A 24,273-nucleotide genomic window follows, 5' to 3' on the forward strand; every position below is an offset into this window, starting at 1 on the left:
GCAGGGGAGCAGCGCTGACGCATCGCGGTGGAGGAGACTCCCGCCGGCTCGACCAGGGGGCGTCGAGGACGGGCTCGACGCCCCCTCGTCCGGCCTAGCCCCCGTGTCCCCCGTGCCCGCGCCCCCCAGGCTCGTTCCTCCGCACGAACGACAGCACCATGTCGTTGAAGGCGAGGTAGGACTCCCAGTGCGGGCAGTGCCCCGCCTCGGCGAACACCGCGACCTCGGCTGATGGCAGGTGGGTCGCCAGCTCGCGCAGCCGGCTGGGCGGGAAGTACATGTCGGCGTCGCCGGTGAACAGCTGCGTGGGCGTGGTGATCGCCTCGATGGCCGACCACGTGAGGGCGTTCTGCGTGCCCGGCAACGGGGTCGCCGGCTTGGGCGCCTCCTCGTTGGCCTTCCACTCCTCCAGCGCCTCCGGTGCCGCGGCCCGGTAGGAGGGCCCGAGCTCCTGGAACTCGGCGGGGAGCTGCAGGAAACCCCCGGCGATCAACCGCTGGGTGACTGCCGCCCACTGCGGGTCCTGGATGCCGCCGATGGTGCAGCCCACGACGCAGCTGAGCAGCCGGTCCGGGATCGACACCGCGGCGTCGAACACCGCGTTGCCGCCCGCGGCCAGCCCGACCAGGTGGAACTGCCCGACCTCGAGCACGTCCATCAGGGCGGTGAGGTCACGGAGGTCGGTGCCGGCGTCGCGTCCCACCAGTGGCTCGGACCCCAGGTAGCCGCGCCGGGAGTAGCTGATCACCCGGTGGCCCGCCTCGGCGAGGGCCGCCTGCTGGTAGCCCCACACGCCGCCGTGCCCGCTGTGCGGGTGCATGAGCACGATCGGTGTGCCGTTCCCGCCGGTGTCCCACACCGCCAGCTTCACACCCGGGATCTGGACCTGGCCCAGGCTCCCCGTCATCGGGGGCACCGGCTCCCACGACGTCTGCGCGGGGATCAGCTCCGCCCGCTGGCCGGGGCCGCCGGCCTGTCCCCCCGGCCCCGACGGCCCCGAGGTGCCCGGCGCCGCGCTCGCGGGTCCGGCGGTCGCGCCGAGCGCGACGACGCCCGCCCCGGCCAGCCCGGCGAGCACGCGCCTGCGGTTCATCGCCCTGTCGGTGGTGTGGCTCAACTGGTGCTCCGATCGTCGCTGATCGCTGGTCCGGTGCCCGCGAGGGGTCCAGGGGCACTCACCGGAGGGTCGCCTCCGCGGCGTCGTCGCCGACCGCGGTCACCAGGTCCGGGCAAGATGGCCGCAGCCCGTTCGGATGCCCCGCTTCGCCGATCGACGTCAGGCGGGAGTATTTATCCGTCTGGTTGACCGGGCAAGACGGGATGCCGGCTCCGGGTGGCCGTCGTCCACGCCGGGCGCTTCCGCACCGGCGTGCGCAGGACCGCGTCACGACCCCGTCCGCCGTCGTCCGGTCAGAGGCTCGCGCGCACCGCCTGGGCCCAGCCCTCGCCCATCGCCCCGTCGGTGACGGTCACGTTCGGGACGGCGGCCAGCAACTCCGGCATGCCCTCGACCTCGGCGCCGTTGGCGGTGATCCACAACCGGCCGACGACGGGCGCCATCTCCAGGTCGCTGGCGCTGTCGCCGACCGCGACGGCGTCGGCGGGGTCGATCCCGCGGCGCTCGAGGTCCCAGGCGATCGCCGCGCCCTTGGAGATCCCGCGCGGCATGAGGTGGTAGACCCGCGCCAGCTGCCCCTCGGGCGCCAGGTCCAGCTCCGCCGTCGCGGGGATGGCGCCGTTGTCCCTGAGGGACAGCCAGCCCAGGCCCCGCTCGGCGAGCCACGCGTCGACGGCGAGCGGGTCGACGAACCCGCGCAGCAGCGCATCGCCGGAGTGGGTGGTGTGCCAGGGCGCGTGCCACTCCAGCCGGCCGGGGTTCGCCGCGCAGAGGTCCTCGACGACGCCGAGCCCGGCCATGACGTCCACGGGCGTGCGCCCGGCGTGCTCGGCGGGCAGTTCGCCGGGAAGCTGGTGGCGCGCCCGGCCGCCCTTCCAGGTGACCAACGAACCCAGCTCGGCGATGGCGCCGTCGGCGGCGAAGATCCGCCCGGCCTCGGTCACCTGGTCGACGGTCCGCCCGCTGACGATGACCAGCGGGACCCCGGCGGTGTGCAGCTCGAGCAGCGCGGTGGCCGGCTCGGCGGTGGGGACGCCGTCCGCGGTGTGCCAGAAGGAGCCCCGCGCGCCGACCATCGTGCCGTCGAGGTCGGTGTAGACGATGCGGGCTGCAGCCGAGGCCATGACGCCCAGCATGGCCGGACCACGGCGGTGCTCCGGGACCCGGGTAGAGTCGGCCCCGTTCCACTCATCCAGAGGGGCAGAGGGACACGGCCCGGTGAAGCCCCGGCAACCGCGCTGCGCGAGCGGCGAGAGGTGCCAATTCCGTCCCGCACGGCTCGACGGCCCGCCGCGGGGAAGATGAGGAGGTAGTCGTCGCATGACCCTGACCGCTCCCGGTTCGCTGCAGGCCGACTCGTCCGCCGGCGGCCCCGTCCCCCCGAGCCCCGCCCGTGGCCTCGTCTGTCGCAACTGCGGCGCCACCTTCGGCCTCATCGCCGAGCACGCCTGCGCGCAGTGCTTCGGCCCGCTGGAGGTCGACTACGACCCCGAGCGCATGCGGGCGGTGACGCGGGAGCAGATCGAGGCCGGCCCGCAGAACATCTGGCGCTACGCCGCCCTGCTGCCCGTGGGCCAGGACCCGGCCGACCGCGTCTCCCTCGATCCCGGCATGACGCCGCTGGTGCGCGCCGACCGGCTGGCCGCCGAGCTCGGCCTCACCGGCGGGCTGTGGGTCAAGGACGACTCGGCCAACCCCACCCACTCGTTCAAGGACCGCGTGGTCAGCCTGGCGGCCACCGCTGCCAAGCGGCTGGGCTACGCCAAGATCGCCGCGGCCTCGACCGGCAACCTGGCCAACTCGGTGGCCGCGCACGCCGCCCGCGTCGGCCTGCCCTCCTACGTCTTCATCCCGGCCGACCTCGAGCCAGGCAAGGTGGTGCAGTCGGCGGTCTACGGCCAGACGCTGGTCGCCGTCGACGGGTCCTACGACGACGTCAACCGGCTGACCAGCGAGCTCGTCGAGACCGACGAGTTCGAGGACACCGCCTTCGTCAACCAGAACGTGCGGCCCTACTACGCCGAGGGCTCCAAGACGATGGGCTACGAGATCGCCGAGCAGCTCGGCTGGCGGATCCCGGCCCAGGTGGTCATCCCCATGGCGTCGGGCTCGCTGCTGACCAAGGTGGACAAGGCCTGGCGGGAGCTCGCCGCCGCCGGCATCGTCGAGGCCACCGAGTGGCGGGTCTTCGGCGCCCAGTCCGCCGGCTGCGACCCGATCGCCACCGCCTTCGACAACGGCTGGGACGTCGTCAAGCCGGTCAGGCCCACCGGCATCGCGAAGTCGCTGAACATCGGCAACCCCGCCGACGGCCCCTACGCGCTCGACGCCATCCGGCGCACCGGCGGCGCGGTCGGCCGGGTCGGCGACGAGCAGATCGTGCAGGGCATCCGCGACCTGGCCCGCACCACCGGCGTGTTCGCCGAGACCGCAGGCGGGGTGACCGTGGCCGTGCTGCGGCAGCTGGTCGAGGACGGGCGGCTGGACCCCACGAAGGAGACCGTCGTCCTCAACACCGGCGAGGGCCTCAAGACCCTCGACCCGCTGGAGCCGGTGGTCGGCCCCACGCACCGCGTGGAGCCGTCGCTGAAGTCGGTGCGGGCGGCCGGGCTCATCCGGTAGGGGCGTACGCTCGTCCCGGCGCCGGTCCGGGTGAGCAGCTCCCCCGATCGGGCAGCAGTCGTGCGTGGGGTGACTCCCCACCTGGCTGTCCCTGATGTACGTTCTCGCGCGGTTGTCAGTTCCACGTTCGTGTCCGACGGGCGGAAGAGCTGTACCCGGCCCCCGGAACCCGGGGTCCGTCCGCACGCACGAACGTGGGAGCACACGTGGCACAGGGCACCGTGAAGTGGTTCAACGCCGAGAAGGGCTTCGGCTTCATCGCCCTCGACGGCGGCCAGGACGTCTTCGTCCACTACTCGGCCATCCAGATGGACGGGTACAAGAGCCTCGACGAGGGCCAGCGGGTCACCTTCGAGGTCGTCCAGGGCGAGAAGGGTCCGCAGGCCGACGCGGTCCGCACCGCCTGAGAACCACCTCTGCACGCCCACCGAGGCCCGGGTCCCCGACAGGGAGCCGGGCCTCGGTGCCGTGTGGTCGCGGTGCCCTCCTCCCGGTGCTCCGCGGCCTCCCGGTGCTCCGCGGCCGGCCGCCGTGCGGCGGGGTGTGGCCCCGGGCTCCTCGCCGCGGGAGGCTGCCGCAGGAGGCGCGGCCGGCGCCGGGGGACGAGGGGGTGCCGTGTCGCGCATCGCGATCGTCACGGGTGGTGCATCCGGGATCGGACGAGCCCTGGGCGCGGCGCTGGTGCGTCGCGGGGACCAGGTGGTCCTCGCCGACGTCGACGGCGCGGCAGCCGAGGGGACCGCGGAGCGGCTGACCGCCGCCGGACCCGGCACGGCCACGGCGGCTGCCGTCGACGTGCGCGACGCCGACGCGGTCGCCGCGCTGGTCGACGGGACCGCGGAGCGGCACGGCCGGCTGGACCTGCTGGTCAACAACGCCGGCCTCGGGATCGGCGGACCGGCGGAGGAGCTGAGCCCGGCGCACTGGGACCGGACCATCGACGTCAACCTCCGGGGGGTCGTCCACGGCGTGCAGGCCGCCTACCCCCTGATGCTGCGGCAGGGACACGGTCACATCGTCAACACCGCCTCGCTGGCCGGTCTGCTGCCGGCGCCGGGCATGGGCCCCTACGCGACGACGAAGTGGGCGGTCGTCGGGCTCTCGCTCAGCCTGCGGGCGGAGGCCGCGTCGCGGGGGGTCCGGGTGAGCGTCGTCTGCCCCGGCGGCATCGACACCCCGATCCTCGACAAGGGGATGCCGGCGGACCTGCCGCGCGTGCCGTCCGCCGAGGGCACCGACACGCGCGCCGCGATCACCCGGGTGAGCGGGGGACGGCTCTACCCCGCCGACGCGCTGGCCGCCGACGTGCTGCGGGGGATCGAGCGCAACCGGGCGGTGATCGTGGCCCCGCGGCAGGCGCGGGTGCTGTGGCGGCTCATGCGCCTGTCGCCGGGGCTCCTGCTGCGGCTGGAGACGGCGACCCTGGCCCGTCAGGAGGAACGGGACCGTGCCGGGGCCCGGACGGCGTCCACAGCCGCGGCGGAGGCTCCCCCGCGCTGACGGGTCCCGCCGGGGGAGGGGAACAGCCGGCGGCCACCCCCCGTTCTTGCACTCGGCAGGGGCGAGTGCCAGACTTCGGATTGGCACTCGACAGTGCCGAGTGCCAATCAGGTCGGAACGGTGAGGCACTGGAGCGCGGGCCACGTGAGCGCCCGCGGCGCCGGTGTCGTCCGTCGCGGGCGCCGGTCCCGGCCGTGCAGCGATCCATGCATGGAGGACATCACCACATGGCCAAGATGATCGCCTTCGAGGAAGAGGCGCGCCGCGGTCTCGAGCGGGGCATGAACACCCTCGCCGACGCCGTCAAGGTGACGCTCGGCCCCAAGGGCCGCAACGTCGTCCTCGAGAAGAAGTGGGGCGCTCCCACCATCACCAACGACGGTGTGAGCATCGCCAAGGAGATCGAGCTCGAGGACCCCTGGGAGAAGATCGGCGCCGAGCTGGTCAAGGAGGTCGCGAAGAAGACCGACGACGTCGCCGGTGACGGCACCACCACCGCCACCGTGCTCGCCCAGGCGCTCGTCCGCGAGGGTCTGCGCAACGTCGCCGCCGGCGCCAACCCGATGGCCCTGAAGAAGGGCATCGAGAAGGCCGTCGCCTCGGTCACCGACTACCTGCTCTCGACCGCCAAGGACGTCGAGACCAAGGAGCAGATCGCCGCCACCGCGTCGATCTCCGCCGCCGACCCGGCCATCGGCGAGCTCATCGCCGAGGCGATGGACAAGGTCGGCAAGGAAGGCGTCATCACCGTCGAGGAGAGCAACACCTTCGGCCTCGAGCTCGAGCTCACCGAGGGCATGCGCTTCGACAAGGGCTACATCTCGCCCTACTTCGTCACCGACGCCGAGCGCATGGAGGCCGTCCTCGACGACCCGTACGTGCTCGTCGTCAACTCGAAGATCAGCTCGGTGAAGGACCTGCTCCCGCTGCTGGAGAAGGTCATGCAGTCGGGCAAGCCGCTGGCCATCATCGCCGAGGACGTCGAGGGCGAGGCCCTCGCGACCCTGGTCGTGAACAAGATCCGCGGCACCTTCAAGTCGCTGGCCGTCAAGGCCCCCGGCTTCGGCGACCGCCGCAAGGCCATGCTGACCGACATCGCCATCCTCACCGGTGGCCAGGTCATCAGCGAGGAGGTCGGCCTCAAGCTCGACACCGCCGACGTCTCCCTGCTGGGCCGCGCCCGCAAGGTCGTCGTCACCAAGGACGAGACGACGATCGTCGAGGGTGCCGGTGACACCGACCAGATCGCCGGCCGGGTCAACCAGATCCGCGCCGAGATCGAGAAGTCGGACTCCGACTACGACCGCGAGAAGCTGCAGGAGCGCCTAGCCAAGCTGGCCGGTGGCGTCGCCGTCATCAAGGCCGGCGCCGCGACCGAGGTCGAGCTCAAGGAGCGCAAGCACCGCATCGAGGACGCGGTGCGCAACGCCAAGGCCGCCGTCGAGGAGGGCATCGTCGCCGGTGGTGGCGTCGCCCTGGCGCAGGCCACCACCGTCGCGTTCGAGAAGCTCGAGCTCGAGGGTGACGAGGCCACCGGTGCCAACATCGTGCGCGTCGCGCTCGAGGCGCCGCTGAAGCAGATCGCCGTCAACGCCGGCCTCGAGGGCGGCGTCGTCGCGGAGAAGGTGCGCAACTCCGAGGTGGGCAACGGCCTCAACGCCGCCACCGGCGAGTACGTGGACCTGGTCGCGGCCGGCATCATCGACCCGGCCAAGGTCACCCGCTCGGCGCTGCAGAACGCCGCCTCCATCGCGGCGCTGTTCCTCACCACCGAGGCCGTCATCGCCGACAAGCCGGAGAAGGCCGCTCCGGCCATGCCCGGTGGCGACGGCGGCATGGGCGGCATGGACTTCTGAGTCCGGCCACCCCGTAGCACCACCAGCACTGCCCGGCAGGGGCGGTCCGCTTCGGCGGGCCGCCCCTGTCGGCGTCTGCCGGGCCCTGTCCGGGCCACCGCCCTGCGGGGACGTCGTGACCACCCCGGGTCCAGCGGGTCCTCGGCGCGGAGGAGGCCCCACTGCACCCGAGGTGATCACGGGCGGCCGGCGGTGCGTCGGCCGCCACGGCGCCGGGTAGGCCGACGCCGTGGCCGTGGTGATCGGGACGTCGGGGTGGCAGTACCGCGACTGGCGCGGCCGCTTCTACCCGCAGCGGCTGCCGCAGCGGCTGTGGCTGGAGCACCACGCGCGGCACTTCGCCACCGTGGAGAGCAACGCGGCGTTCTACCGGCTGCCCGAGCGCGACACCTTCACCGCCTGGCGCGAGCGGACGCCGGCCGACTACCGCTGGGCGGTCAAGGCCAGCCGGTTCCTCACCCACGTCAAGCGGCTGCGCGAGCCCGAGGAGCCGGTGGCCCGCCTGCTGCGGCACGCCGAGGGGCTCGGCGACCGGCTCGACGTCGTCCTGCTGCAGCTGCCCCCCACGCTCAAGGCCGACGCTGGCCTGCTGCGCGACTGCCTCGCCTGCTTCCCGCCCGGCGTCCGGGTGGCCGTCGAGCCCCGGCACGACACCTGGTGGACCGACGAGGTCCGCGACCTGCTGGAGCGCTACGGCGCGGCCCTGTGCTGGGCCGACCGGGCCGAGCGGCCGGTCACGCCGCTGTGGCGCACCACCGGCTGGGGCTACCTGCGGCTGCACACCGGCGCCGAGGGCTGGGGCTATCCCACGGCGGTGCTCGAGGAGTGGGCGCAGCGGCTGGCGGCCACCTGGACCGACGACGAGGACGTGTTCGTCTACCTCAACAACGACCCCGGCGGGGCCGCCGTCGTCGACGCGGTGGCGCTGGCCGGCGCCGTCCGCCGCGCCGGCCGCACGGCCACCCGGGTGCCCACACCCGAGCAGGCGAGCGGCCTGGCCTGGACGGCGGCCTGAGGGTCAGTCGTCCCTGCCGCCGTGACCGGAGGGGTCCGAGCCGGAGTCGCCCGAGCCGGAGCCGTCCTTGCCGGAGCCGTCCTTGCCGGAGCCGTCTTTGCCGGAGTCGTCGAGGTCGCTCGCGGAGTCGGCGCCGGAGTCGTCGGCCTCGTCGTCGGAGCCGGTGCTGGGTGCGGCGACGGAGGGGGTGGCGTCGTCCTCGGGGTGGTCGCGACCGGACCGGGAGTCCGAGCCCGGGCCGGAGTTCGAGCCGGAGCCCGGGCTGGTCGACCCCGGGCCGGAGTCGGGGCCGGAGCCGGAGTGGTCGGCGGTGCCCGGCGCGGCCGGGGTCCGCGTCGGGACGGCGGAGGGCCGCCCGTCGGGGGCGTCGGCCGGGTCGTCGGAGCCGGGCGAGCCGGCCGTGTGCTCGGCGGAGGGCGCGTCGTCGGAGCCGGGGGTGTCGCCGGCGTCCGGGGCGTCCGGGGTCGGTGCGGCCGGCGTGGGGGTGGGGGAGACGGCGGCCGGATCGGTCCCCGCGTCGTCGTCGGTGGTGGCCGCGGCGTCGCCGTCGGCCGAGTCGGGCAGGTCGAACGGCGTCACGGTCTCCAGGACGCCGGCGACGCCGTCCTGCACCGGACCGGGGAGGACCCCCGTGGCGCCGGCGCCGGTGACCCCGATGACGGCGATGCCCACTCCTGCCGCGGCCTGGGCCACGGCGGAGGCAGAGGTCATCTTGGCGAGGACGGTGGTCAGTCCCGTCAGCAGCGGCATGCCCTGGTGTTCGGCACCACAGCTCGGAACTTGAACCGTCAAACAGCGAGCGCGTCGGGATCCTCCCGGTGGGTGACCCCGAGCTGCTCGGCGGCGCGGCCCAGGACGTCCTGGACGGCGAGGGTGTCGGCCAGCGGCACGACCGCGCTCTCCGTGCGGCCGGCCTGCAGGCAGGCGGTGACCTCGGCCAGCTCGTGGGAGTAGCCGACCCCGTCGGGACGGCGGGTGATCGTCTCGGGCTCGGCGCCGGTGCGGTGCAGCACGATCGTGTCCGGGTGGTGGAAGCGGGGGAGGACGTCGATCCACCCCTCCGTGCCGAAGACCCGCGCCTGCCCGGGGGTCGGGTAGCGCAGCGAGGTGGTCAGCGTGGCCGTGCGCCCGTCGTTCCACCCGAGCAGCAGCCCGGCCTCGGCGTCGACCCCCGTCGGGAAGGTCGAGCCGACGGTGGTGACGGTGTCGGGCGCGCCGAGCAGCATCTGGGCGAAGGAGACGACGTAGACGCCGAGGTCGAGCAGCGCCCCGCCGCCGAGCTCGAGGGCGAACAGCCGGTCGGCGGGGTCGTAGGCGCGGTCGACGCCGAGGTCGGCCTGCACCGAGCGGACCTCCCCGATGGCGCCGTCGGCGACCAGGTCCCGCAGCGCGACGACGGCGGGCTGCAAGCGCGTCCACATCGCCTCCATGACGAAGACGCCGTTCGCGCGGGCGGCGTCGACCACCTCCCGCGCACCGGCCGTCGTCGCGGTGAACGTCTTCTCGACCAGCAGTGCCTTGCCGGCGTCGATGGCGGCCAGCGCGACCGCGTGGTGCTGCGGGTGCGGGGTCGCGACGTAGAGGACGTCGACGTCGGGGTCGGCGACGAGCTCGGCGTAGGAGCCGTACGCCCGCTCCAGCCCGTGCTGCCCGGCGAAGGCGGCGGCCCGGTCGGCCGACCGCGAGGCCACGGCCACCGGCCGCGCGTCGGGGACGTGCGCGAAGTCGCCCATCACGCTCTGCGCGATGCGCCCCGGCCCGACGACGCCCCAGCGGATCTCCCTGCTCACCCCGACGACGCTAGCCGGGGCGCGGCAGACTGACCCGGTGGCGGTGCTCATCGACTCCCCGGTCTGGCCCTGGCGCGGCCGGCGGTGGTCGCACCTGGTCAGCGACGTCAGCTACGAGGAGCTGCACGCCTTCGTCACCGCCGAGCTGGGCATCCCCCGGCGGGCGTTCCAGGGTGACCACTACGACGTCCCCGAGGAGCTCTACGACGTCGCCGTCTCCGCCGGGGCCCAGCCGGTCGGAGCCCGCGAGCTGCTCACCCGGCTGGTGGGGGCGGGGCTGCGGGTCCGGAAGCGCGGGACCGGAGCAGACCGAGTTCCGCGGTGAGGTTGGCCCGCGCCCGCGGCTCCCAGGCGCCCGCGACCGCCGGGAGCCGGTAGAGCGCCGGCAGCGCCAGCAGGTGCTCCAGGACGGCGATCCGCCCCGCGGTGAAGGCCTCGTCGGTCAGGTGCCCGTACTCGGCGCGCACCGCCGAGGCGTACGCGGCGTAGGCGTCCGGCGGCCCGGCCAGGACGGCGAGGTCGGCGTCGCAGAGCACCGCGCCGTCGCCGTCGCCGGGGGCGGGGTCGTGCCCGGCGGTCAGCAGCACCAGCCGGACCACCTCCTCCAGGCGCGGGCCGGGCACCAGGCCGCGCAGCCCGGCGCGCGCCCGCTCGGCGCTGACCTGCTCGTTGTCGTCGCGCCGCGGGTCGTAGACGACGTCGTGGTACCAGGCGGCCAGCGCGACGGCGGCCGGGTCGGCGGCGTGGGCGCCCAGCTCGCCCACCAGGCCCAGCACGGCGGCCAGGTGGTGCAGGTCGTGGTAGCGGCGGTGCGGCTCGCTCCACGCGGCGACGACGGCGGCCCACTCGGTGCGTGCGGTGGGGGAGTCCTCGGTCAGCGCCGCGAACTCCTCGTACCCGATCACGCGACCCCGCAGCGGCGGAGGGTGAGCAGCGCCAGCGCGCGGGCGACGGCGGTCACCTCGGCGACGGGCACCCGCTCGGCCGGGCCGTGGGCCAGGTGGAGGTCACCGGGCCCGAGGTGCAGCGCCGGGATGCCCGCGGCGGCGTAGAGGCGCAGGTCGGTGCCGGCGGACACCGCGCGCTCGGGCGGGAGCGGCCCGCCGGCGTCGACGACGGCGTCGCGCACCTGGCCGAGCAGCGCCGAGCCCGGCGGCAGCTCGCCGCTGGCGAAGGCGCCACCGGTCCAGGTGACCTGCACCGGGTGCGCGGCCAGCCACGGGTGCCCGGCGCAGAAGGCGGCGACCCGCGCCTCGAACGCCGCCCGGGCGGCCTCGACCGGCTCGCCCAGCCGCACCCCGTACCGGCCCTCGGCGACCAGCCGGTCGGGCACCGTGGAGGCCCAGTCGCCGGCGCGCACGGTGCCGACCGACAGCCCGAACGGGTACCGCTCCCCGCCGAAGCGGGGGTCGGCGTCCCGCTGCCGCTCCGCCTCCAGCAGACGCAGCTCGGCGTGCAGCTCGGCGAACAGCTCCACGGCGCTGACCCCGCGGTCGCGCATCGCGGCGTGCGCGGCGGCACCGGTCACCTCCAGCCGGAAGGTCAGCGCCCCGGCCGCGGCGGTGACGACGGCGCCGTCGGTGGGCTCGGGGATGACGCACGCGTCGCCGCGGTGGCCGCGGCCCAGCGTCGCCCACGCGCCCAGGCCGCCGTCCTCCTCACCGACCACGCTGTGCACGGCGACCGGCCGGCGCAGCCGCACCCCCGCCGCCCGCACCGCCGCGAGGGCGGCCAGGGCCGCGGCGAGCCCGCCCTTCATGTCGCAGGAGCCCCGGCCGTGCACCGCGCCGCCGGCCAGCCGCGGGGTGAACGGGTCGCCCGCCCACAGCGCCCGGTCGCCGGTCGGCACGACGTCGGAGTGCCCGCAGAGCACGAGCGCGGGGACGCCGTCGTCGGGGTCCGACGAGTGGCCGGGCAGCGTGCCGACCACACCCCAGGCCTCCTCCCGGTCGACCTCCTGGCCGGGCGCGTCGGGCGCGGTGGCGGCCGCGGCCAGGTCGATCGGCCAGCGGTCGACGTCGCAGCCGAGCAGCTCCAGCTCGCCGGCGACCAGGGACTGCACCTCGCTCTCGGCCGCGGTCCCGCCGATCGAGGGGACGGCCACCAGGCGGCACAGCAGGCCGACGGCCGCCGTCTCGTCGACGGCGTCCAGGACGGCGGCCTCGGCGCGGGTCAGGTCGGCCACGGCGGGAGTCTGGCACCCGCGCGGTCCGGGTGTGGGGCGGCCGGGGGCGGGGTACGGTCGGTGTCGTCCGGACCGGGCGACTCTGTGTCCCCGGGTGCCAATTGGATACCGCCTTCACGGACTACCGCCCCGACCTCGGTCGGGGGCCTGGAGCCGCGTCGTGCAACTCGCCGCGAGGCGACCAGAGCCCGGTCCGGACCTCAGCTCCCCAGCGCCCACCCGCACGGGTCGGCCAGCTCCTGCGCCGCCTCGGGCCCCCACGAGCCGGGCGCGTAGGGCCGCACCTCGGGCGGGTCGTCGAGCACCGGCCGCACCGCCCGCCAGGTCTGCGCCAGCCCGGCGCTGGTGGTGAACAGCGACCGGTCGCCCACCAGCACGTCGTGGATCAGCGAGGCGTAGGCCGGCAGCGGCTCGCCGCCGGCCACCTTGCCCAGGTCCAGCGACGCCTGCGCCACCGCCAGCGCCAGGTCGGGGCCGGGCTGCTTGGTCACCAGCCCGAGGTCGAGCTCGCCGGCGCCCGACAGCGACAGCGACACGGTGTTGCCCCCGCCGGGGACGGCGCCCACCGGGCCGTCGGGCCGGCGCAGCACCAGGGTGACCACCTGGTGGCTCTCGGCCATCCGCTTGCCGGTGCGCAGCAGGAAGGGCACGTCGCGCCACCGGTCGGTGTCCACCCACAGCCGGGCCGCCACGAAGGTGTCGGTGGTGCTGTCGTCGGCGACGTCGTCGAGGTCGCGGTAGCCCTCGAACTGCCCCAGGACGACGTCCTCGCGCGCCAGCGGCCGGAACGCGGCCAGGACCGCCTCCCGGGCCTCCTGCAGGTCGCCCGGCGTCAGCGAGGCCGGTGGCTCCATCGCCACCTCCGCCGCCACCTGGAACAGGTGGGTGACCAGCATGTCGAGCACCGCGCCGGTCGCGTCGTAGAACTCGGCCCGGTCGGCGACGTCGAGGGTCTCGGGGACGTCGACCTGCACCTGTGCCACGTGCTCGCGGTCCCACACCGAGGAGAACAGGCCGTTGGCGAAGCGCAGGACGTGCAGGTCCTGGGTGCCCTCCTTGCCGAGGAAGTGGTCGATGCGGAAGACCTGCTCCTCGTCGAGCACCGAGTGCACCAGCTCGTCGAGCTCGCGGAAGCCGTCGGGGGAGGTGCCGTAGGGCTTCTCGTAGACGACGCGGGCGCCCTCGGTCAGGCCGTGGGTGTGCAGCGCCCGGGTGGTGCCCTCGAAGGCCTCGGGCGGGATGGCGAGGTAGTGCACGAGCGAGACGCCGTCGCCGAGCTCGTCGCGGGCCTGCGCGACGACGTCGACCAGCTGCCCGGGGTCCTCGGGCGTGTGGCCGCCGCCGGCGAAGCGCAGCCGGTCGAGGAGGCCCGGCGACGGCTCGCCGTCCCCGTGCTCGGCGAGCGCGTCGCGGACCAGGTGCCGGAAGTCGTCGTCGGACCGCTCGCCGCGGCCGCTGCCGACCAGCCGCCAGTCCCGGGGCAGCAGCCCCCGCCGGTCGAGCTGGTCGAAGGCCGGCAGCACCATGCGGGCGGCCAGGTCACCGGTGGCACCGAAGAGGACGAAGACGGTCGGGGGCAGGTCGGGCACGGGGGGCTCCTCTCGTCGTCCCCAGCCTCGTCCCCTCCCGGGCGTCGCGCTCACCGCGCCGACCGTGTCCGCGGTCACTAGCGTGCCGTCCATGGCGCAGACGGCTCGGCAGCAGGCGGCGGACGAGCGGCACCGGCTGCCGGTGAAGACGCTGGTCTCGGCGAGCATCGGCAATGCCGTCGAGTGGTTCGACTGGACGGTCTACGCGACCTTCCTCGTCTACTTCGCCGGCCAGTTCTTCCCCTCGGAGAACCGGGCGCTGGCGCTGATCGGCACGACGTCGACCTACGCGCTGGCGTTCTTCTTCCGGCCGCTGGGCGGGGTCCTCATCGGCCGCTTCGCCGACCTGCGCGGCCGCAAGGCCGGCATGCTGCTGACCATCCTGCTCATGGCCGGCGGCTCGCTGGTGATCGCGATCCTGCCCACCTACGAGCAGGTCGGGTGGCTGGCCCCGGTGCTGCTGCTGGTGGCCCGGATCGCCCAGGGCCTCAGCCTCGGCGGCGAGGTCTCCGGCGCCTCGGCCTACCTGGCCGAGATCGCCCCGGCCGAGCGCCGCGGCCGGTACTCCGCGTTCTTCTACATCTCCACCGGGTCGGCGCTGCTGCTCGCCTCGTTGCTCGGCGTCCTGCTGACCGGGGTGCTCGACCAGGGGCAGCTGGAGTCCTACGGCTGGCGGATCGCCTTCGCCGTCGGCGGCCTGCTCGGGCTGGTCGGCCTGTGGCTGCGGCGGTCGCTGACCGAGAGCGAGAGCTTCGAGGAGAACGCCGAGAAGGCACGGGCCACGACCCACCCGCTGCTGCGCACGGTCCGCGAGCACCCCCGCTCGGTGCTGCAGCTCATCGCGATCACCCTGCTCAACACGTTGTCGTACTACACGTTCTTCAGCGCCCTGACGCCGTTCGCGATCAACTTCCGCGACGCCGACGGCAACGAGGTCTTCATCGCGCTGTCGATCGGCACCGCGCTGTTCATCGCGCTGTGCTACCCCTACGGCGCGCTGTCGGACCGGGTGGGCCGGAAGCCCGTGCTGCTGACCTGGGCGGCGGCGACGGCGGTGCTCGTCGTCCCGCTGTCCTACCTCGTGCGCGACGACCTGCTCTCGCTGATCGTCGTCTTCTGCGTGGGGCTGGCCCTGTACGCCGCGATGGCCTCCCTGGCGCCGGCGATCATGAGCGAGCTGTTCCCCACGGAGCTGCGGGCCACCGGCATCGGCGCCTGGTACAACCTCACCGTCGCCATCTTCGGCGGCACCGCGCCGCTGGTGATCACCGCCCTGTCCAACCGGGACGTGCCGACGGTCTTCTTCTGGTACGTCGCCGTCGCCGCGGTGATCACCTTCCTGGCCGTCCTCACCCTGCGCGAGACGAAGGGCACCGACCTGCGCTGAGGTGCGCCTGAGGCCCCTCAGACGGGCCTCGGCCTCCGAGGACCGCCCGGTCGCCCGATGTCCCGGGCACCTCCTCAGGCCGACCGTGGTGGCCGTCCACCCCCGGACGACGACACGAGGAGACGGCCGTGCACACCACCTACCCCAACCCCGGGCTCGAGGCCGAGCTGGCCTACCGGCGGGACCTCCTGCAGGCGATCGGCCGCGGCACCCGCACCCGCCGCGGCCCGTGGCGGACGCGACGGGCCCGCTGAGAACGCTCACGGCGGTGTCGGCGGCCCGTGCCACGATCGGCGGCGTGCCGCGGTGGGACGAGCGACCCCTGGTGGGCCGGGCCGACGAGCTGGCCACCCTCCTCGCCGCCGTCGACCGTGCGCGGGCCGGCCGCGGCTGCGCCGTCCTGGTGGCCGGGGACGCCGGCGTCGGCAAGTCCCGGCTGCTCGACGAGCTGGCGGCCCGCGCCGCCGACCGCGGGCTGCGGGTGCTCACCGGGCACTGCGTCGACCTCGGGGAGGTCGGCCTGCCCTACCTGCCCTTCGTCGACCTGCTGCGCCCGGTCGCCGCCGACCTCGGCGACGGCGCGGCCGGGCTGTTCGCCGCCCGCGCGGCCGCGGCCGCGGGACCCGACGCCCCCGACCTCGCGAGCCCGGTCGGGGCGCTGCGGCCGCCGGTCGACGACGGCCGGCTGCAGCTGTTCGAGGCGGTCGCCGCCGCGCTGGCCGGGCTCGCGGCCGACGCCCCGCTGCTGGTGGTGCTCGAGGACCTGCACTGGGCCGACCGCTCCAGCCGCGACCTGCTGCGCTACCTGCTCGCCCGGCTGGCCGACGAGCCGGTCGCCGTGGTGGCCTCCTACCGCTCCGACGACCTGCACCGCCGCCACCCGCTGCGGCCGCTGCTGGCCGAGCTGGTCCGGCTGCCCGGCGTGGAGCGGCTCGACCTCGGCCCGCTCCCCGACGCCGCCGTCGAGGAGCTGGTGCGCGGCCTGGCCGCCGGCGTGCCCGATCGCACGGTGGACGACGTGGTGGCCCGCGCCGAGGGCAACGCCTTCTACGCCGAGGAGCTGCTGGCCGCCGGCCTGGCGGGTGAGACGCTGCCGCTGGGCCTCACCGACGTGCTGCTGGCCCGGGTCGAGCAGCTCGGACCGGCCGCCCAGCAGGTGCTGCGGGTGGCCGCGGTCGCCGGCCGGCGGGTGCGGCACGAGCTGGTGGCCGCCGTCGGTGGCCTGGCCGCCGCCGAGCTGGAGCAGGCGCTGGCCGAGGCGGTGCACTCCCACCTGCTGGTCGTCTCGCCCGACGGCGCCTACCGCTTCCGGCACGCGCTGCTGCGCGAGGCGGTGCTGGCCGACCTGCTGCCCGGCGAGCGGGTGCGGCTGCACGCCGCCGTCGCCGCCCAGCTGGCCGCCGTCCCGGGTGCCGGTACCGCCGCCGAGCGGGCCCACCACCTGCGGGAGAGCAACGACCTGGCCGGCGCGCTGACCGCCTCGCTGGAGGCCGCCGACGAGGCCCGCCGGGTGGGCGCCCCGGCCGAGCAGCTGCAGCACCTGGAGACGGCCCTGGCGCTGTGGCCGGCCGTGCCCGACGCGGCCGAGCGGACCGGCCGCGGGCAGGCCGAGCTGCTGCTCGACACCGCGGCCGCCGCCCGCCGCGGCGGGGAGCTGCACCGGGCGGTCGCGCTGCTGCGCGCGGCGCAGGACGTGCTGGGCCCCGACGGCGACCGCGCGCTGCGGGCCCGCGTGCACTACACGCTGGCGCAGGCACTCGCCCGCGTCGAGGACCAGGCCTCCGCGCTGAGGGAGAGCACCGCGGCGATGGCCCTGGTGCCCGCGGCGCCGCCGTCGCCGGTGCGCACCTGGGCGGCGGCCACCCACGCCCGCACCTGCTTCGAGGTGGGCCGTCGTGCCGAGGCGGAGGCGGCGGCCGAGGAGGCGCTGGCCGCCGCCGACGTCCTCGGCCTGGACAGCGCGTGGGCCGACGTCGCGGTCTCGCTGGCCCGCTCGCGCGGCGGCGCGGAGCTGCCGGCCCGGCTGGAGGAGGCGCTGGCCCGCGCGCGCCGCTCGGGCGACACCGACGTCGAGATGCGGGTGCTGTTCAACCTGGCGATCGTCGCCCACGAGGGCGGCGCCGCGGAGGAGACGCTGCGGTGGAGCGACACCGGGCTGGCGCGGGCCCACGAGCTCCGCGTCGAGTGGTCGTTCTACGCCGCGGAGCTGCGCCACCTCGGTGTCCTGTCCCGGTACGCCCTCGGCGACTGGGACGGCGCCCTGGCGCTGGCCGACCGGCTGGCCCGGGTGCCGGAGATGGCCGCGCACGTGCGGGCTGCGGGCCTGCTGGTGCGGGTCGGTCGCGGCGACCCGGAGGCCGTGGCCCGGATCGCGTGGGCGCGCGGGCTGGTGCGCCGGCTGGAAGCGCACGCGCTGCTGCTGGTGTCGACCGCCGGCGCGGAGATCGAGCTGGCCGCGTGGACGCCGGACCCGGCCGCCGCGCTGGCCACCGCCCGGGCCGCCGACGTGCGGCTGCGGGAGCTGTGGGGCGCCGAGCGCCTCGCCGTCGTCCGCCTGGCGGTCACCGCGCTCGCGCCCGTCGGCGACGCCGCAGCCACCGCCCGGCTGACCGGCGACGCCGCCGCGGAAGGCCGGTGGACCGCGGCGGGGGAGGAGCTCGTCGGGCTGGCCCGGGCGGCGGTCGCCGACCACGAGCGCGCAGTCGGCGGGTACGGCGTCGAGGCGGCGGCGTGGATCGCGCGGCTGGAGGCGGAGGCCGCGCGGCTGGCCGGCCGGGCGGCCCCGGAACTGTGGGCGGCGGCGGTGGCGGCGTTCGGCTACGGGCACGTCTACGAGCAGGCCCGCAGCCGGTGGCGGCTGGCCGAGGCGCTGGTCGCCGCGGGGGACCGGTCAGGGGCGGCCGAGCCGCTGCGGGCGGCCGCCGCCACCGCCCGCTCGCTCCGCGCGGCGCCGCTGCTGGCCGCGGTGACCGCGCTGGCCCGCCGGGCGCGTCTGGAGCTGCCCGGCGCCGGTCGGGTCGTGGAGACGGCGGCGGTGTTCACCCCGCGCGAGACGGAGGTGCTCGCCCTGCTGGCCCGCGGCCGCACCAACCGGCAGATCGGTACCGAGCTCTACATCAGCGAGAAGACCGCGAGCGTGCACGTGAGCAACATCCTGGCCAAGCTCGGCGCCGGCAGCCGCACCGAGGCCGTCGCCCTCGCCGCCGCCCAGGGCCTGCTGCCCACGGGTTAGGGCCGTCCGGTCGCGAGGAGTGGGCCCGGATGGTCCCGGGATCGAGCGACGCAGCGGCTCGGCGCAGGTCGGGGACGGCGCGTGGCCGCGGTGCGGTCCGGGAGGACCGCGGTGTCAGAGCATGGTGCGGAGGCGCTCGCGGCGGGCGCGCAGCACGTCGACCGACGCCGAGGCCGACGGCGGGCCGGGCACCGACTTGCGCAGCTCGGTGTGCACGACCCCGTGCGGCCGGGAGGTCTTGGCCGCGACCCGGGCGACCAGCCGGTTGATCTCCCGGCGCAGCTCGGCGGCGTCGCGCCACGACCGGCCGGCAGCGTCGTCGGCGAGGTCCTCGTCGGGATGGTCCTCGACCAGCGGGAGCTCGCCGGTGTCGTCGTCGAGGTGGGCGCGCTGGGCGATCCGCAGCCGCAGCTCGTCGTCGCGGCGGGCCAGCAGCGACGCCGTCTGCTCGGCGGTGAGCAGGCCGGGGATGCCGAGGAAGTCCTCGTCCTCCGGCGCGACCGCGACCGGGCCGGCGCCCTCGCCGGTGTGCGCCGTCCCGCCGTGCAGGACGTGCGCGAACCGGGCGTCGGCCTCCAGCGCCTCCCACTGCTTGAGCCCGACCGGCTCGCGCTCCTTGGGCGGCAGCGGGTCGAGGTCGAGCGCCTCGGGGTCGGCCGCCTTGGGCGGCGGCATGACGTGGTTGCGCTCCTTCTCCAGCGAGGCGGCCAGCCCCAGCAGCGGCCGCACGGCGGGGAGGAACACCGTCGCCGTCTCGTGCGACGCCCGGGCACGGACGACGCGGCCGACGGCCTGGGCGAAGAACAGCGGCGTCCGGTAGGAGGTCATCCAGGCGAGGACGGCGGCCCGCGGCACGTCGACGCCCTCGGAGATCATGCGGACGCAGACGGCGATCCGGGCCGACCCGGCGGCGAAGCGCTCGATCTTCTTCGACGCCCTGGGGTCGTCGGAGAGGATCAGCTCGGGCGCCTTGCCGGTCACCCGGCGGACGATCTTGGCGTAGGCGCGGGCGTCGTCCTGGTCGCTGGCGAGGATCAGCCCGGCGGCGTCGGGCATGCCGCCGTCCTCGCGCAGGTGGGTGATCCGGTCGTCCATGGCGGCGATGACGTGTGGCACCCACTGGCCCTTGGGGTCCAGCGCGGTGCGCCAGGCGGCCATCTCCACCGAGCGGGTGCCGGCCTCCGACAGCGAGGCCGCGACCACCTCGCCGGCGGAGTTCCGCCAGCGGGAGGTGCCCGTGTAGGCGGCGAACACGACCGGCCGGACGACGCTGTCGGCCAGCGCCTCCTTGTAGCCGTAGGTGTAGTCGGCGCGGCTGACCAGGCCCAGCCCGCCCTCGCCGTCGTCGCCCTCGAAGCCGTCCTCCTCGTAGCGCACGAAGGGGATGCGCTCGTCGGCCTTGGTGCGGAACGGCGTCCCGGTCAGGCACAGCCGGCGCGCGGCGAAGCCGTAGGCCTCCTCGACCGCCTCGCCCCAGGACAGGCCGTCGCCGGCGTGGTGGACCTCGTCGAGGATCACCAGCGTCTTGACGGCGGTGGCGCGGGCGGCGTGCAGCATCGGCTTGCCGGCGACCTGCGCGTAGGTGGTCACGTAGCCCTGGGTGCCGGCGCGCACGGGGCCGACGGCGTTGGTCAGCCCCGGGTCGAGCACGATGCCCAGCCGGTCGGCGGCGTCGGCCCACTGCAGCCGCAGGTGGTCGGTGGGGCAGACGACGATCACGCGGCCGACCTCGCGCCGCTGCAGCAGCCGCGTGGCCAGCGTCAGCGCGAAGGTCGTCTTGCCCGCGCCGGGGGTCGCGGTGACCAGGAAGTCCTTGGGCGCCTGCTCCTCGTACCTGTCCAGCGCGGCCTGCTGCCACGCCCGGAGCGGTCGGCTGGTCGTCTGCGGGGCGACCGCCCCGGCCCGTGCTGCGCTCGCCATCTCGGGACCCATCCTGCCTGCGCCGCCGGAGACACGCCCAACCGGCCGCCTCCCGCGCGCCTCCCCCCGGACGACGTATACGGGCCCTGCGGCACGGCCCTGACCTGCGCGGACGGTCGACGGAGCGGTCGGGGAGTGGCGTGCCTCACGCGGCGCGCACCGGTCCGCGCCGCCGGTCCCACCCGCCCCGCCGGACGGGGTGCCGCGGCCGGCGACGTCGGCGGCGAGGTCGGTGGCGAGGTCGGCGGCGGTGTCCCGGGCGTACCGTGCTCGTCGGCTCCTCGACCAGGCAGCCCCCGGCCCGGCCCGCGCGGCACACCTCCCGCGCTCACTGCCCGCCGTCCGCCGTCCGTCGAGCCCTGGAGCCGTCATGACCTCCCTCGCCGCCCCGCCGCCCGCGCCCGCCCGGCGGCTGCGCGGGGTGGGCAGCTCCCCGGTCCGCGAGCTGCTCGCGCTGCTCGACCGGCCGCAGGTGGTCTCCTTCGCCGGCGGGCTGCCCGCTCCCGAGCTGTTCGACGTCGAGGGCCTGCGGGCGGCGTTCGACGCCGTCCTCGCCGGCCCCGGCGCCCGCCGCGGCCTGCAGTACGCGCCCACCGAGGGCGACCCCGACCTGCGGGCCCGCGTCGCCGAGCGGATGACCGCCCGCGGGCTGCCCACCGCCGCCACCGACCTGCTGGTCACCACCGGCTCCCAGCAGGCGCTCACCCTGGTCACCACCGCGCTGCTCGACCCCGGCGCGGTGGTCGCCGTCGAGGACCCCACCTACCTCGCGGCGCTGCAGGCCTTCGGGCTGGCCGGCGCCCGCGTCGTCGGCGTCGCCTCCGACGAGCACGGCATCGACCCCGGCGCGCTGGCCGACGTCGTCGCCCGCGAGCGGCCCGCGCTGCTCTACCTGGTGCCCACCTTCGCCAACCCGACCGGCCGCACGCTCCCCGCGGAGCGCCGCGCCGCGGTGGCCGAGCTCGCCGCCCGGGCCGGCTTCTGGATCGTCGAGGACGACCCGTACGGCGAGCTGCGCTACCGCGGCGAGCCGGTCCCTCCGCTGGCCGTGCACCCGGCCGCCGCCGACCGCGTGCTGCACCTGGGCAGCTTCTCCAAGCTGGCCGCGCCCGGGCTGCGGCTGGGCTGGCTGCGCGCGCCGGCGGCCCTGCTGCCCCTGCTCACGGTGGCCAAGCAGGCCGCCGACCTGCACACCTCGACGATCGACCAGGCCGCCGCGGCCGTGTGGCTGGCGCGCACCGACCTCGACGCGCACGTGCGGCGGCTGTGCGCGGCCTACCGCGAGCGGCGCGACGCGATGGCCGCGGCGCTGCCGGCGACCCTGCCGGAGGGCAGCACGTGGTCGGACCCGGACGGCGGCATGTTCGTCTGGGCCCGCCTGCCCGGCGACGTCGACGCCGCGGACCTGCTGCGCCGGGCGCTGGCCGCCGACGTCGCCTTCGTGCCCGGGGCGCCGTTCTCCTGCTCGGCGACGCCGGACCGCGCCACGCTGCGCCTGTCGTTCACCACCAACACCCCGGCGACGATCACCGAGGGGCTGCGCCGCCTGGCCGGCGTCCTGCGGGGCTGACCCGGACGGGGCCGACCCGGACGGGGCCGATCCGGACGGGGCTCAGCCGTCGCTGGTGACCAGGCGCAGGTGCGGGCCGGTGGGCTCGTCGACCCGCGGGTCGTGCACCTCCGGCAGGTCCGCCGCGCGGCGGACCCGGTTCTCCGGCACGTCGAGCGCCCGGGCCAGGTGCCCGGCCAGCCGGGCACTGATGAAGGCCCGGCCGCCGGTGCGGCCCAGTCGTTCGATCACCTCGGGCGCGATGGCCCCCCGGGCACGCCGGGAGGCCTCGTACACCGTCAGCCGCGCCTCCCAGAGGCGGCGCCGGACGAGGTCCTGCAGGTCGTTCACGGGCACTCCAGCACGGTAGAGCGACCAGCGGGCCGTGGCGACCGGGTGCCGCGCCGGTCAGGGAAGCCCGGGCAGCACGGCGTCCAGGGTGATCGGCAGCTGCCGCACCCGCACCCCGGTCGCGGAGAAGACGGCGTTGGAGACCGCCGCTGCCGTCCCGACGATGCCGATCTCCCCGATGCCCTTGGCGCCCATGGCGTTGACGTACGGGTCGTGCTCGTCGATCCAGTGCGCCTGCACGTCGCCGACGTCGGCGTTGACCGTCACGTGGTACTCGGCGAGGTCGTGGTTGGCGACCTGGCCGACCCGCGGGTCCCAGACGCTGTCCTCGTGCAGCGCCATGGACAGCCCCATGGTCATGCCGCCGATGAACTGCGAGCGGGCGGTGCGCGGGTTGACGATCCGGCCGCAGGCGAACACGCCCAGCAGCCGCGGGACGCGGACCTCGCCGGTGTCGGCGTGCACCCGCGCCTCGACGAACTGCGCGCCGAAGGCGGCGGCCACGTGCTCCTCGTCGCTCCCGGCCTGGTCGACCGCGCCCTGCGCCTCGTCGCCGTCCTCCGGCCGCGGGCCGAACTTGCCGCGGAACTCCCGCGCGGCGACGACGATCGCCGAGCCCCACGTGTTGGTGCCCGACGAGCCGCCGGCCACCGAGGCGATGGGGTAGCGGGTGTCGCCGAGGCGGACCTCGACGTCGTCGACGTCGACCCCGAGGGCGTCGGCGGCGATCTGCGGCAGCACCGTCCACGCGCCGGTGCCGAGGTCGGCGGCGCCGATCTCGACGACGTAGCGGCCGGCCTCGTGGCGGATGGCCGCCGTCGACTGGGCCATCCGGTAGGTCGGGTACACCGACGCCGCCACACCGGTGCCCACCAGCCAGCCGTCCTCGAGCCGCGCGCCGGGCCGCGGGTCGCGGCCGGCCCAGCCGAAGCGCTCGGCGCCCTCGCGCAGGCACTCGACGAGGTGCCGGCTCGACCACGGCCGGCCGGTCTCCGGGTCGACCTCCGGCTCGTTGCGGATCCGCAGCTCGATCGGGTCCATCCCGAGGGCGTGGGCCAGCTCGTCCATGGCGACCTCGGGACCGAACATGCCGGGGCACTCGCCGGGCGCGCGGAACCACGAGGGCACCGGGACGTCGAGGGCGGCCAGCCGGTGCGTCGTCCGCCGGGCCGCGGCGGTGTACATCATCCGGGCGGGGACGCCGGTCTGCTCCGCGAACTCCTTGATCCGCGAGGTCTGCTCGACGACGTCGAGCGCCAGCGCCCGGATCCGGCCGTCGCGGTCGGCGCCGAGCTGGATGCGCTGGATGGTGGGCGTCCGGTAGCCGGCGAGGGTGAACATCTGCTGGCGGGTGAGGGCCAGCTTGACCGCGCGGCCGGGCAGGGCGCGGGCGGCCATGGTCACCAGGACGACGTTGGCGTGCGGGGTGCCCTTGGAGCCGAAGCTGCCGCCGACGTAGGGGCACACGACCTGCACCTGCTCGAGGTCGAGGCCGAAGACCGTGCAGACGGTCTTGCGGTCGGGGTGCACGCCCTGCGTGGAGTCCCAGAGGGTGAGCTTCCCGCCGCCGGCGGCGTCCCACAGCGCCGTGGAGGCGTGCGGCTCCAGCGGGTTGTTGTGCACCATCGCCGTCGTGTAGGTCTGCTCGACCCGCACCGCGCTGGCAGCGAGCTCGGCGTCCACGTCGCCCTGGACGGTGTCGGTGTCGAAGGAGGGGTTGACCTTCTCCGGGGCGTAGAGGTCGTCGCGGCTCTCCGACAGCTCGGTGTCGTGCGGCTGCTCGTCGTAGGTGACGCGCACCAGGTCGGCGGCCTGCCGGGCGACCTCGGAGGTCTCGGCGACGACGACGCCCACGACCTGCCCGCGGAAGGCGACGTCGGGGGACTGGAGGACCGCGAGCTCGGCGTCGTCGGTCGAGGCCAGCCGCTCGGCGTTCTCGTGGGTGAGGACGGCGAGGACGCCGTCGAGCGCCTCGGCCTGCGTGCTGTCGACGGCGGTGATCCGCCCGCGGACGACGGTCGCGGTGACCGGGTGGCAGAAGGCCGGCGACTCGACCGGCGTCTCGTAGGCGTAGGTGGCCGTCCCGCGGACCTTCTCGACGCCGTCCCGGCGGACGAGGTCGCGGCCGATCGCGCGCGGCTCGAGCAGCTCGGTCACGGG

At 75.8% G+C, this 24,273-nt stretch carries 20 protein-coding genes and 1 riboswitch; of the genes, 10 read left to right on the forward strand and 10 right to left on the reverse strand.

Annotation, left to right across the window (positions count from 1 at the left end):
- Nucleotides 1-94: 94 nt before the first annotated feature.
- Both ACU616_RS11480 and ACU616_RS11485 read right to left on the reverse strand, forming a co-directional pair.
- Nucleotides 95-1,093, reverse strand: a complete 999-nt coding sequence (locus ACU616_RS11480) for an alpha/beta fold hydrolase (RefSeq protein WP_446758589.1) — start codon at nt 1,091-1,093, stop codon at nt 95-97.
- A 317-nt stretch (nt 1,094-1,410) separates the two neighbouring features.
- Nucleotides 1,411-2,241 (reverse strand): HAD family hydrolase, encoded by an 831-nt coding sequence (locus ACU616_RS11485; protein WP_446758590.1) that lies wholly within the window; start codon nt 2,239-2,241, stop codon nt 1,411-1,413.
- 61 nt (nt 2,242-2,302) lie between these two features.
- Nucleotides 2,303-2,425, forward strand: a riboswitch (SAM riboswitch).
- 12 nt (nt 2,426-2,437) lie between these two features.
- Between ACU616_RS11485 and thrC the strand changes: the two genes are divergently transcribed.
- From thrC to ACU616_RS11510, 5 genes are all read left to right on the forward strand, one after another.
- The gene (gene thrC, locus ACU616_RS11490) at nt 2,438-3,739 is read left to right on the forward strand and encodes a threonine synthase (protein WP_446758591.1); all 1,302 of its coding nucleotides are present in this window, start codon (nt 2,438-2,440) and stop codon (nt 3,737-3,739) included.
- A gap of 206 nt (nt 3,740-3,945) precedes the next feature.
- On the forward strand, nt 3,946-4,146 hold the full coding sequence (locus tag ACU616_RS11495) for a cold-shock protein (protein ID WP_446758592.1): 201 nt from the start codon (nt 3,946-3,948) through the stop codon (nt 4,144-4,146).
- A gap of 208 nt (nt 4,147-4,354) precedes the next feature.
- Nucleotides 4,355-5,239, forward strand: coding sequence for an SDR family NAD(P)-dependent oxidoreductase (locus tag ACU616_RS11500; RefSeq protein WP_446758593.1), 885 nt, complete (start codon nt 4,355-4,357; stop codon nt 5,237-5,239).
- Nucleotides 5,240-5,466: 227 nt separating this feature from the next.
- A complete protein-coding gene (gene groL, locus ACU616_RS11505; protein ID WP_446758594.1) occupies nt 5,467-7,095 on the forward strand; it encodes a chaperonin GroEL in 1,629 nt (542 codons plus the stop codon).
- 229 nt (nt 7,096-7,324) lie between these two features.
- Complete coding sequence (locus ACU616_RS11510; RefSeq protein WP_446758595.1) at nt 7,325-8,110, forward strand: DUF72 domain-containing protein; 786 nt, start codon at nt 7,325-7,327, stop codon at nt 8,108-8,110.
- 3 nt (nt 8,111-8,113) lie between these two features.
- Here ACU616_RS11510 and ACU616_RS11515 read toward each other — a convergent pair whose 3' ends face one another.
- Both ACU616_RS11515 and ACU616_RS11520 read right to left on the reverse strand, forming a co-directional pair.
- Nucleotides 8,114-8,860 carry a hypothetical protein gene (locus tag ACU616_RS11515; RefSeq protein ID WP_446758596.1) on the reverse strand — a complete coding sequence of 249 codons (747 nt, stop codon included), beginning with the start codon at nt 8,858-8,860 and terminating at the stop codon, nt 8,114-8,116.
- Nucleotides 8,861-8,898: 38 nt separating this feature from the next.
- Nucleotides 8,899-9,900, reverse strand: coding sequence for a Gfo/Idh/MocA family protein (locus tag ACU616_RS11520; protein ID WP_446758597.1), 1,002 nt, complete (start codon nt 9,898-9,900; stop codon nt 8,899-8,901).
- 37 nt (nt 9,901-9,937) lie between these two features.
- Between ACU616_RS11520 and ACU616_RS11525 the strand changes: the two genes are divergently transcribed.
- Nucleotides 9,938-10,225, forward strand: a complete 288-nt coding sequence (locus tag ACU616_RS11525; protein WP_446758598.1) for a DUF4031 domain-containing protein — start codon at nt 9,938-9,940, stop codon at nt 10,223-10,225.
- Here ACU616_RS11525 and ACU616_RS11530 read toward each other — a convergent pair.
- From ACU616_RS11530 to ACU616_RS11540, 3 genes are all read right to left on the reverse strand, one after another.
- On the reverse strand, nt 10,155-10,805 hold the full coding sequence (locus tag ACU616_RS11530) for an HD domain-containing protein (RefSeq protein WP_446758599.1): 651 nt from the start codon (nt 10,803-10,805) through the stop codon (nt 10,155-10,157). The two genes, ACU616_RS11525 and ACU616_RS11530, sit on opposite strands and share 71 nt — an antisense overlap.
- Entirely contained in the window at nt 10,802-12,085 is a 1,284-nt protein-coding gene (locus tag ACU616_RS11535; protein WP_446758600.1) for an ArgE/DapE family deacylase, read from the reverse strand. Before ACU616_RS11535 ends, ACU616_RS11530 begins: the two co-directional genes overlap by 4 nt.
- Nucleotides 12,086-12,285: 200 nt before the next feature.
- Entirely contained in the window at nt 12,286-13,674 is a 1,389-nt protein-coding gene (locus tag ACU616_RS11540; protein WP_446758601.1) for a glucose-6-phosphate dehydrogenase, read from the reverse strand.
- Nucleotides 13,675-13,765: 91 nt separating this feature from the next.
- Between ACU616_RS11540 and ACU616_RS11545 the strand changes: the two genes are divergently transcribed.
- The 3 genes from ACU616_RS11545 (at nt 13,766) to ACU616_RS11555 (ending at nt 18,293) form a co-directional block, all read left to right on the forward strand.
- Complete coding sequence (locus tag ACU616_RS11545) at nt 13,766-15,061, forward strand: MFS transporter (protein WP_446758602.1); 1,296 nt, start codon at nt 13,766-13,768, stop codon at nt 15,059-15,061.
- A gap of 128 nt (nt 15,062-15,189) precedes the next feature.
- Nucleotides 15,190-15,315 (forward strand): hypothetical protein, encoded by a 126-nt coding sequence (locus tag ACU616_RS11550; protein WP_446758603.1) that lies wholly within the window; start codon nt 15,190-15,192, stop codon nt 15,313-15,315.
- 44 nt (nt 15,316-15,359) lie between these two features.
- Nucleotides 15,360-18,293, forward strand: coding sequence for a helix-turn-helix transcriptional regulator (locus ACU616_RS11555; RefSeq protein ID WP_446758604.1), 2,934 nt, complete (start codon nt 15,360-15,362; stop codon nt 18,291-18,293).
- A 114-nt stretch (nt 18,294-18,407) separates the two neighbouring features.
- On the opposite strand, the gene ACU616_RS11560 is transcribed toward ACU616_RS11555, so the two are convergent.
- Nucleotides 18,408-20,213 (reverse strand): DEAD/DEAH box helicase, encoded by a 1,806-nt coding sequence (locus ACU616_RS11560; RefSeq protein ID WP_446758605.1) that lies wholly within the window; start codon nt 20,211-20,213, stop codon nt 18,408-18,410.
- Nucleotides 20,214-20,583: 370 nt separating this feature from the next.
- Between ACU616_RS11560 and ACU616_RS11565 the strand changes: the two genes are divergently transcribed.
- Nucleotides 20,584-21,783: an aminotransferase-like domain-containing protein gene (locus ACU616_RS11565; protein WP_446758606.1), complete on the forward strand. Its 1,200-nt coding sequence runs from the start codon at nt 20,584-20,586 to the stop codon at nt 21,781-21,783.
- A 42-nt stretch (nt 21,784-21,825) separates the two neighbouring features.
- On the opposite strand, the gene ACU616_RS11570 is transcribed toward ACU616_RS11565, so the two are convergent.
- Both ACU616_RS11570 and ACU616_RS11575 read right to left on the reverse strand, forming a co-directional pair.
- The gene (locus ACU616_RS11570) at nt 21,826-22,113 is read right to left on the reverse strand and encodes a hypothetical protein (protein ID WP_446758607.1); all 288 of its coding nucleotides are present in this window, start codon (nt 22,111-22,113) and stop codon (nt 21,826-21,828) included.
- 57 nt (nt 22,114-22,170) lie between these two features.
- Nucleotides 22,171-24,270, reverse strand: coding sequence for a xanthine dehydrogenase family protein molybdopterin-binding subunit (locus ACU616_RS11575; protein WP_446758608.1), 2,100 nt, complete (start codon nt 24,268-24,270; stop codon nt 22,171-22,173).
- Nucleotides 24,271-24,273 lie beyond the last annotated feature (3 nt).

Source organism: Geodermatophilus sp. URMC 62 (assembly GCF_052931475.1).

Bases quoted from the DNA above. Each gene is read 5' to 3' on its own strand.
- ACU616_RS11480 (WP_446758589.1), bottom strand. From the start codon at position 1,093: ATGAACCGCAGGCGCGTGCTCGCCGGGCTGGCCGGGGCGGGCGTCGTC.
- ACU616_RS11485 (WP_446758590.1), bottom strand. From the start codon at position 2,241: ATGGCCTCGGCTGCAGCCCGCATCGTCTACACCGACCTCGACGGCACG.
- thrC (WP_446758591.1), top strand. From the start codon at position 2,438: ATGACCCTGACCGCTCCCGGTTCGCTGCAGGCCGACTCGTCCGCCGGC.
- groL (WP_446758594.1), top strand. From the start codon at position 5,467: ATGGCCAAGATGATCGCCTTCGAGGAAGAGGCGCGCCGCGGTCTCGAG.
- ACU616_RS11515 (WP_446758596.1), bottom strand. From the start codon at position 8,860: ATGCCGCTGCTGACGGGACTGACCACCGTCCTCGCCAAGATGACCTCT.
- ACU616_RS11545 (WP_446758602.1), top strand. From the start codon at position 13,766: ATGGCGCAGACGGCTCGGCAGCAGGCGGCGGACGAGCGGCACCGGCTG.
- ACU616_RS11560 (WP_446758605.1), bottom strand. From the start codon at position 20,213: ATGGCGAGCGCAGCACGGGCCGGGGCGGTCGCCCCGCAGACGACCAGC.
- ACU616_RS11565 (WP_446758606.1), top strand. From the start codon at position 20,584: ATGACCTCCCTCGCCGCCCCGCCGCCCGCGCCCGCCCGGCGGCTGCGC.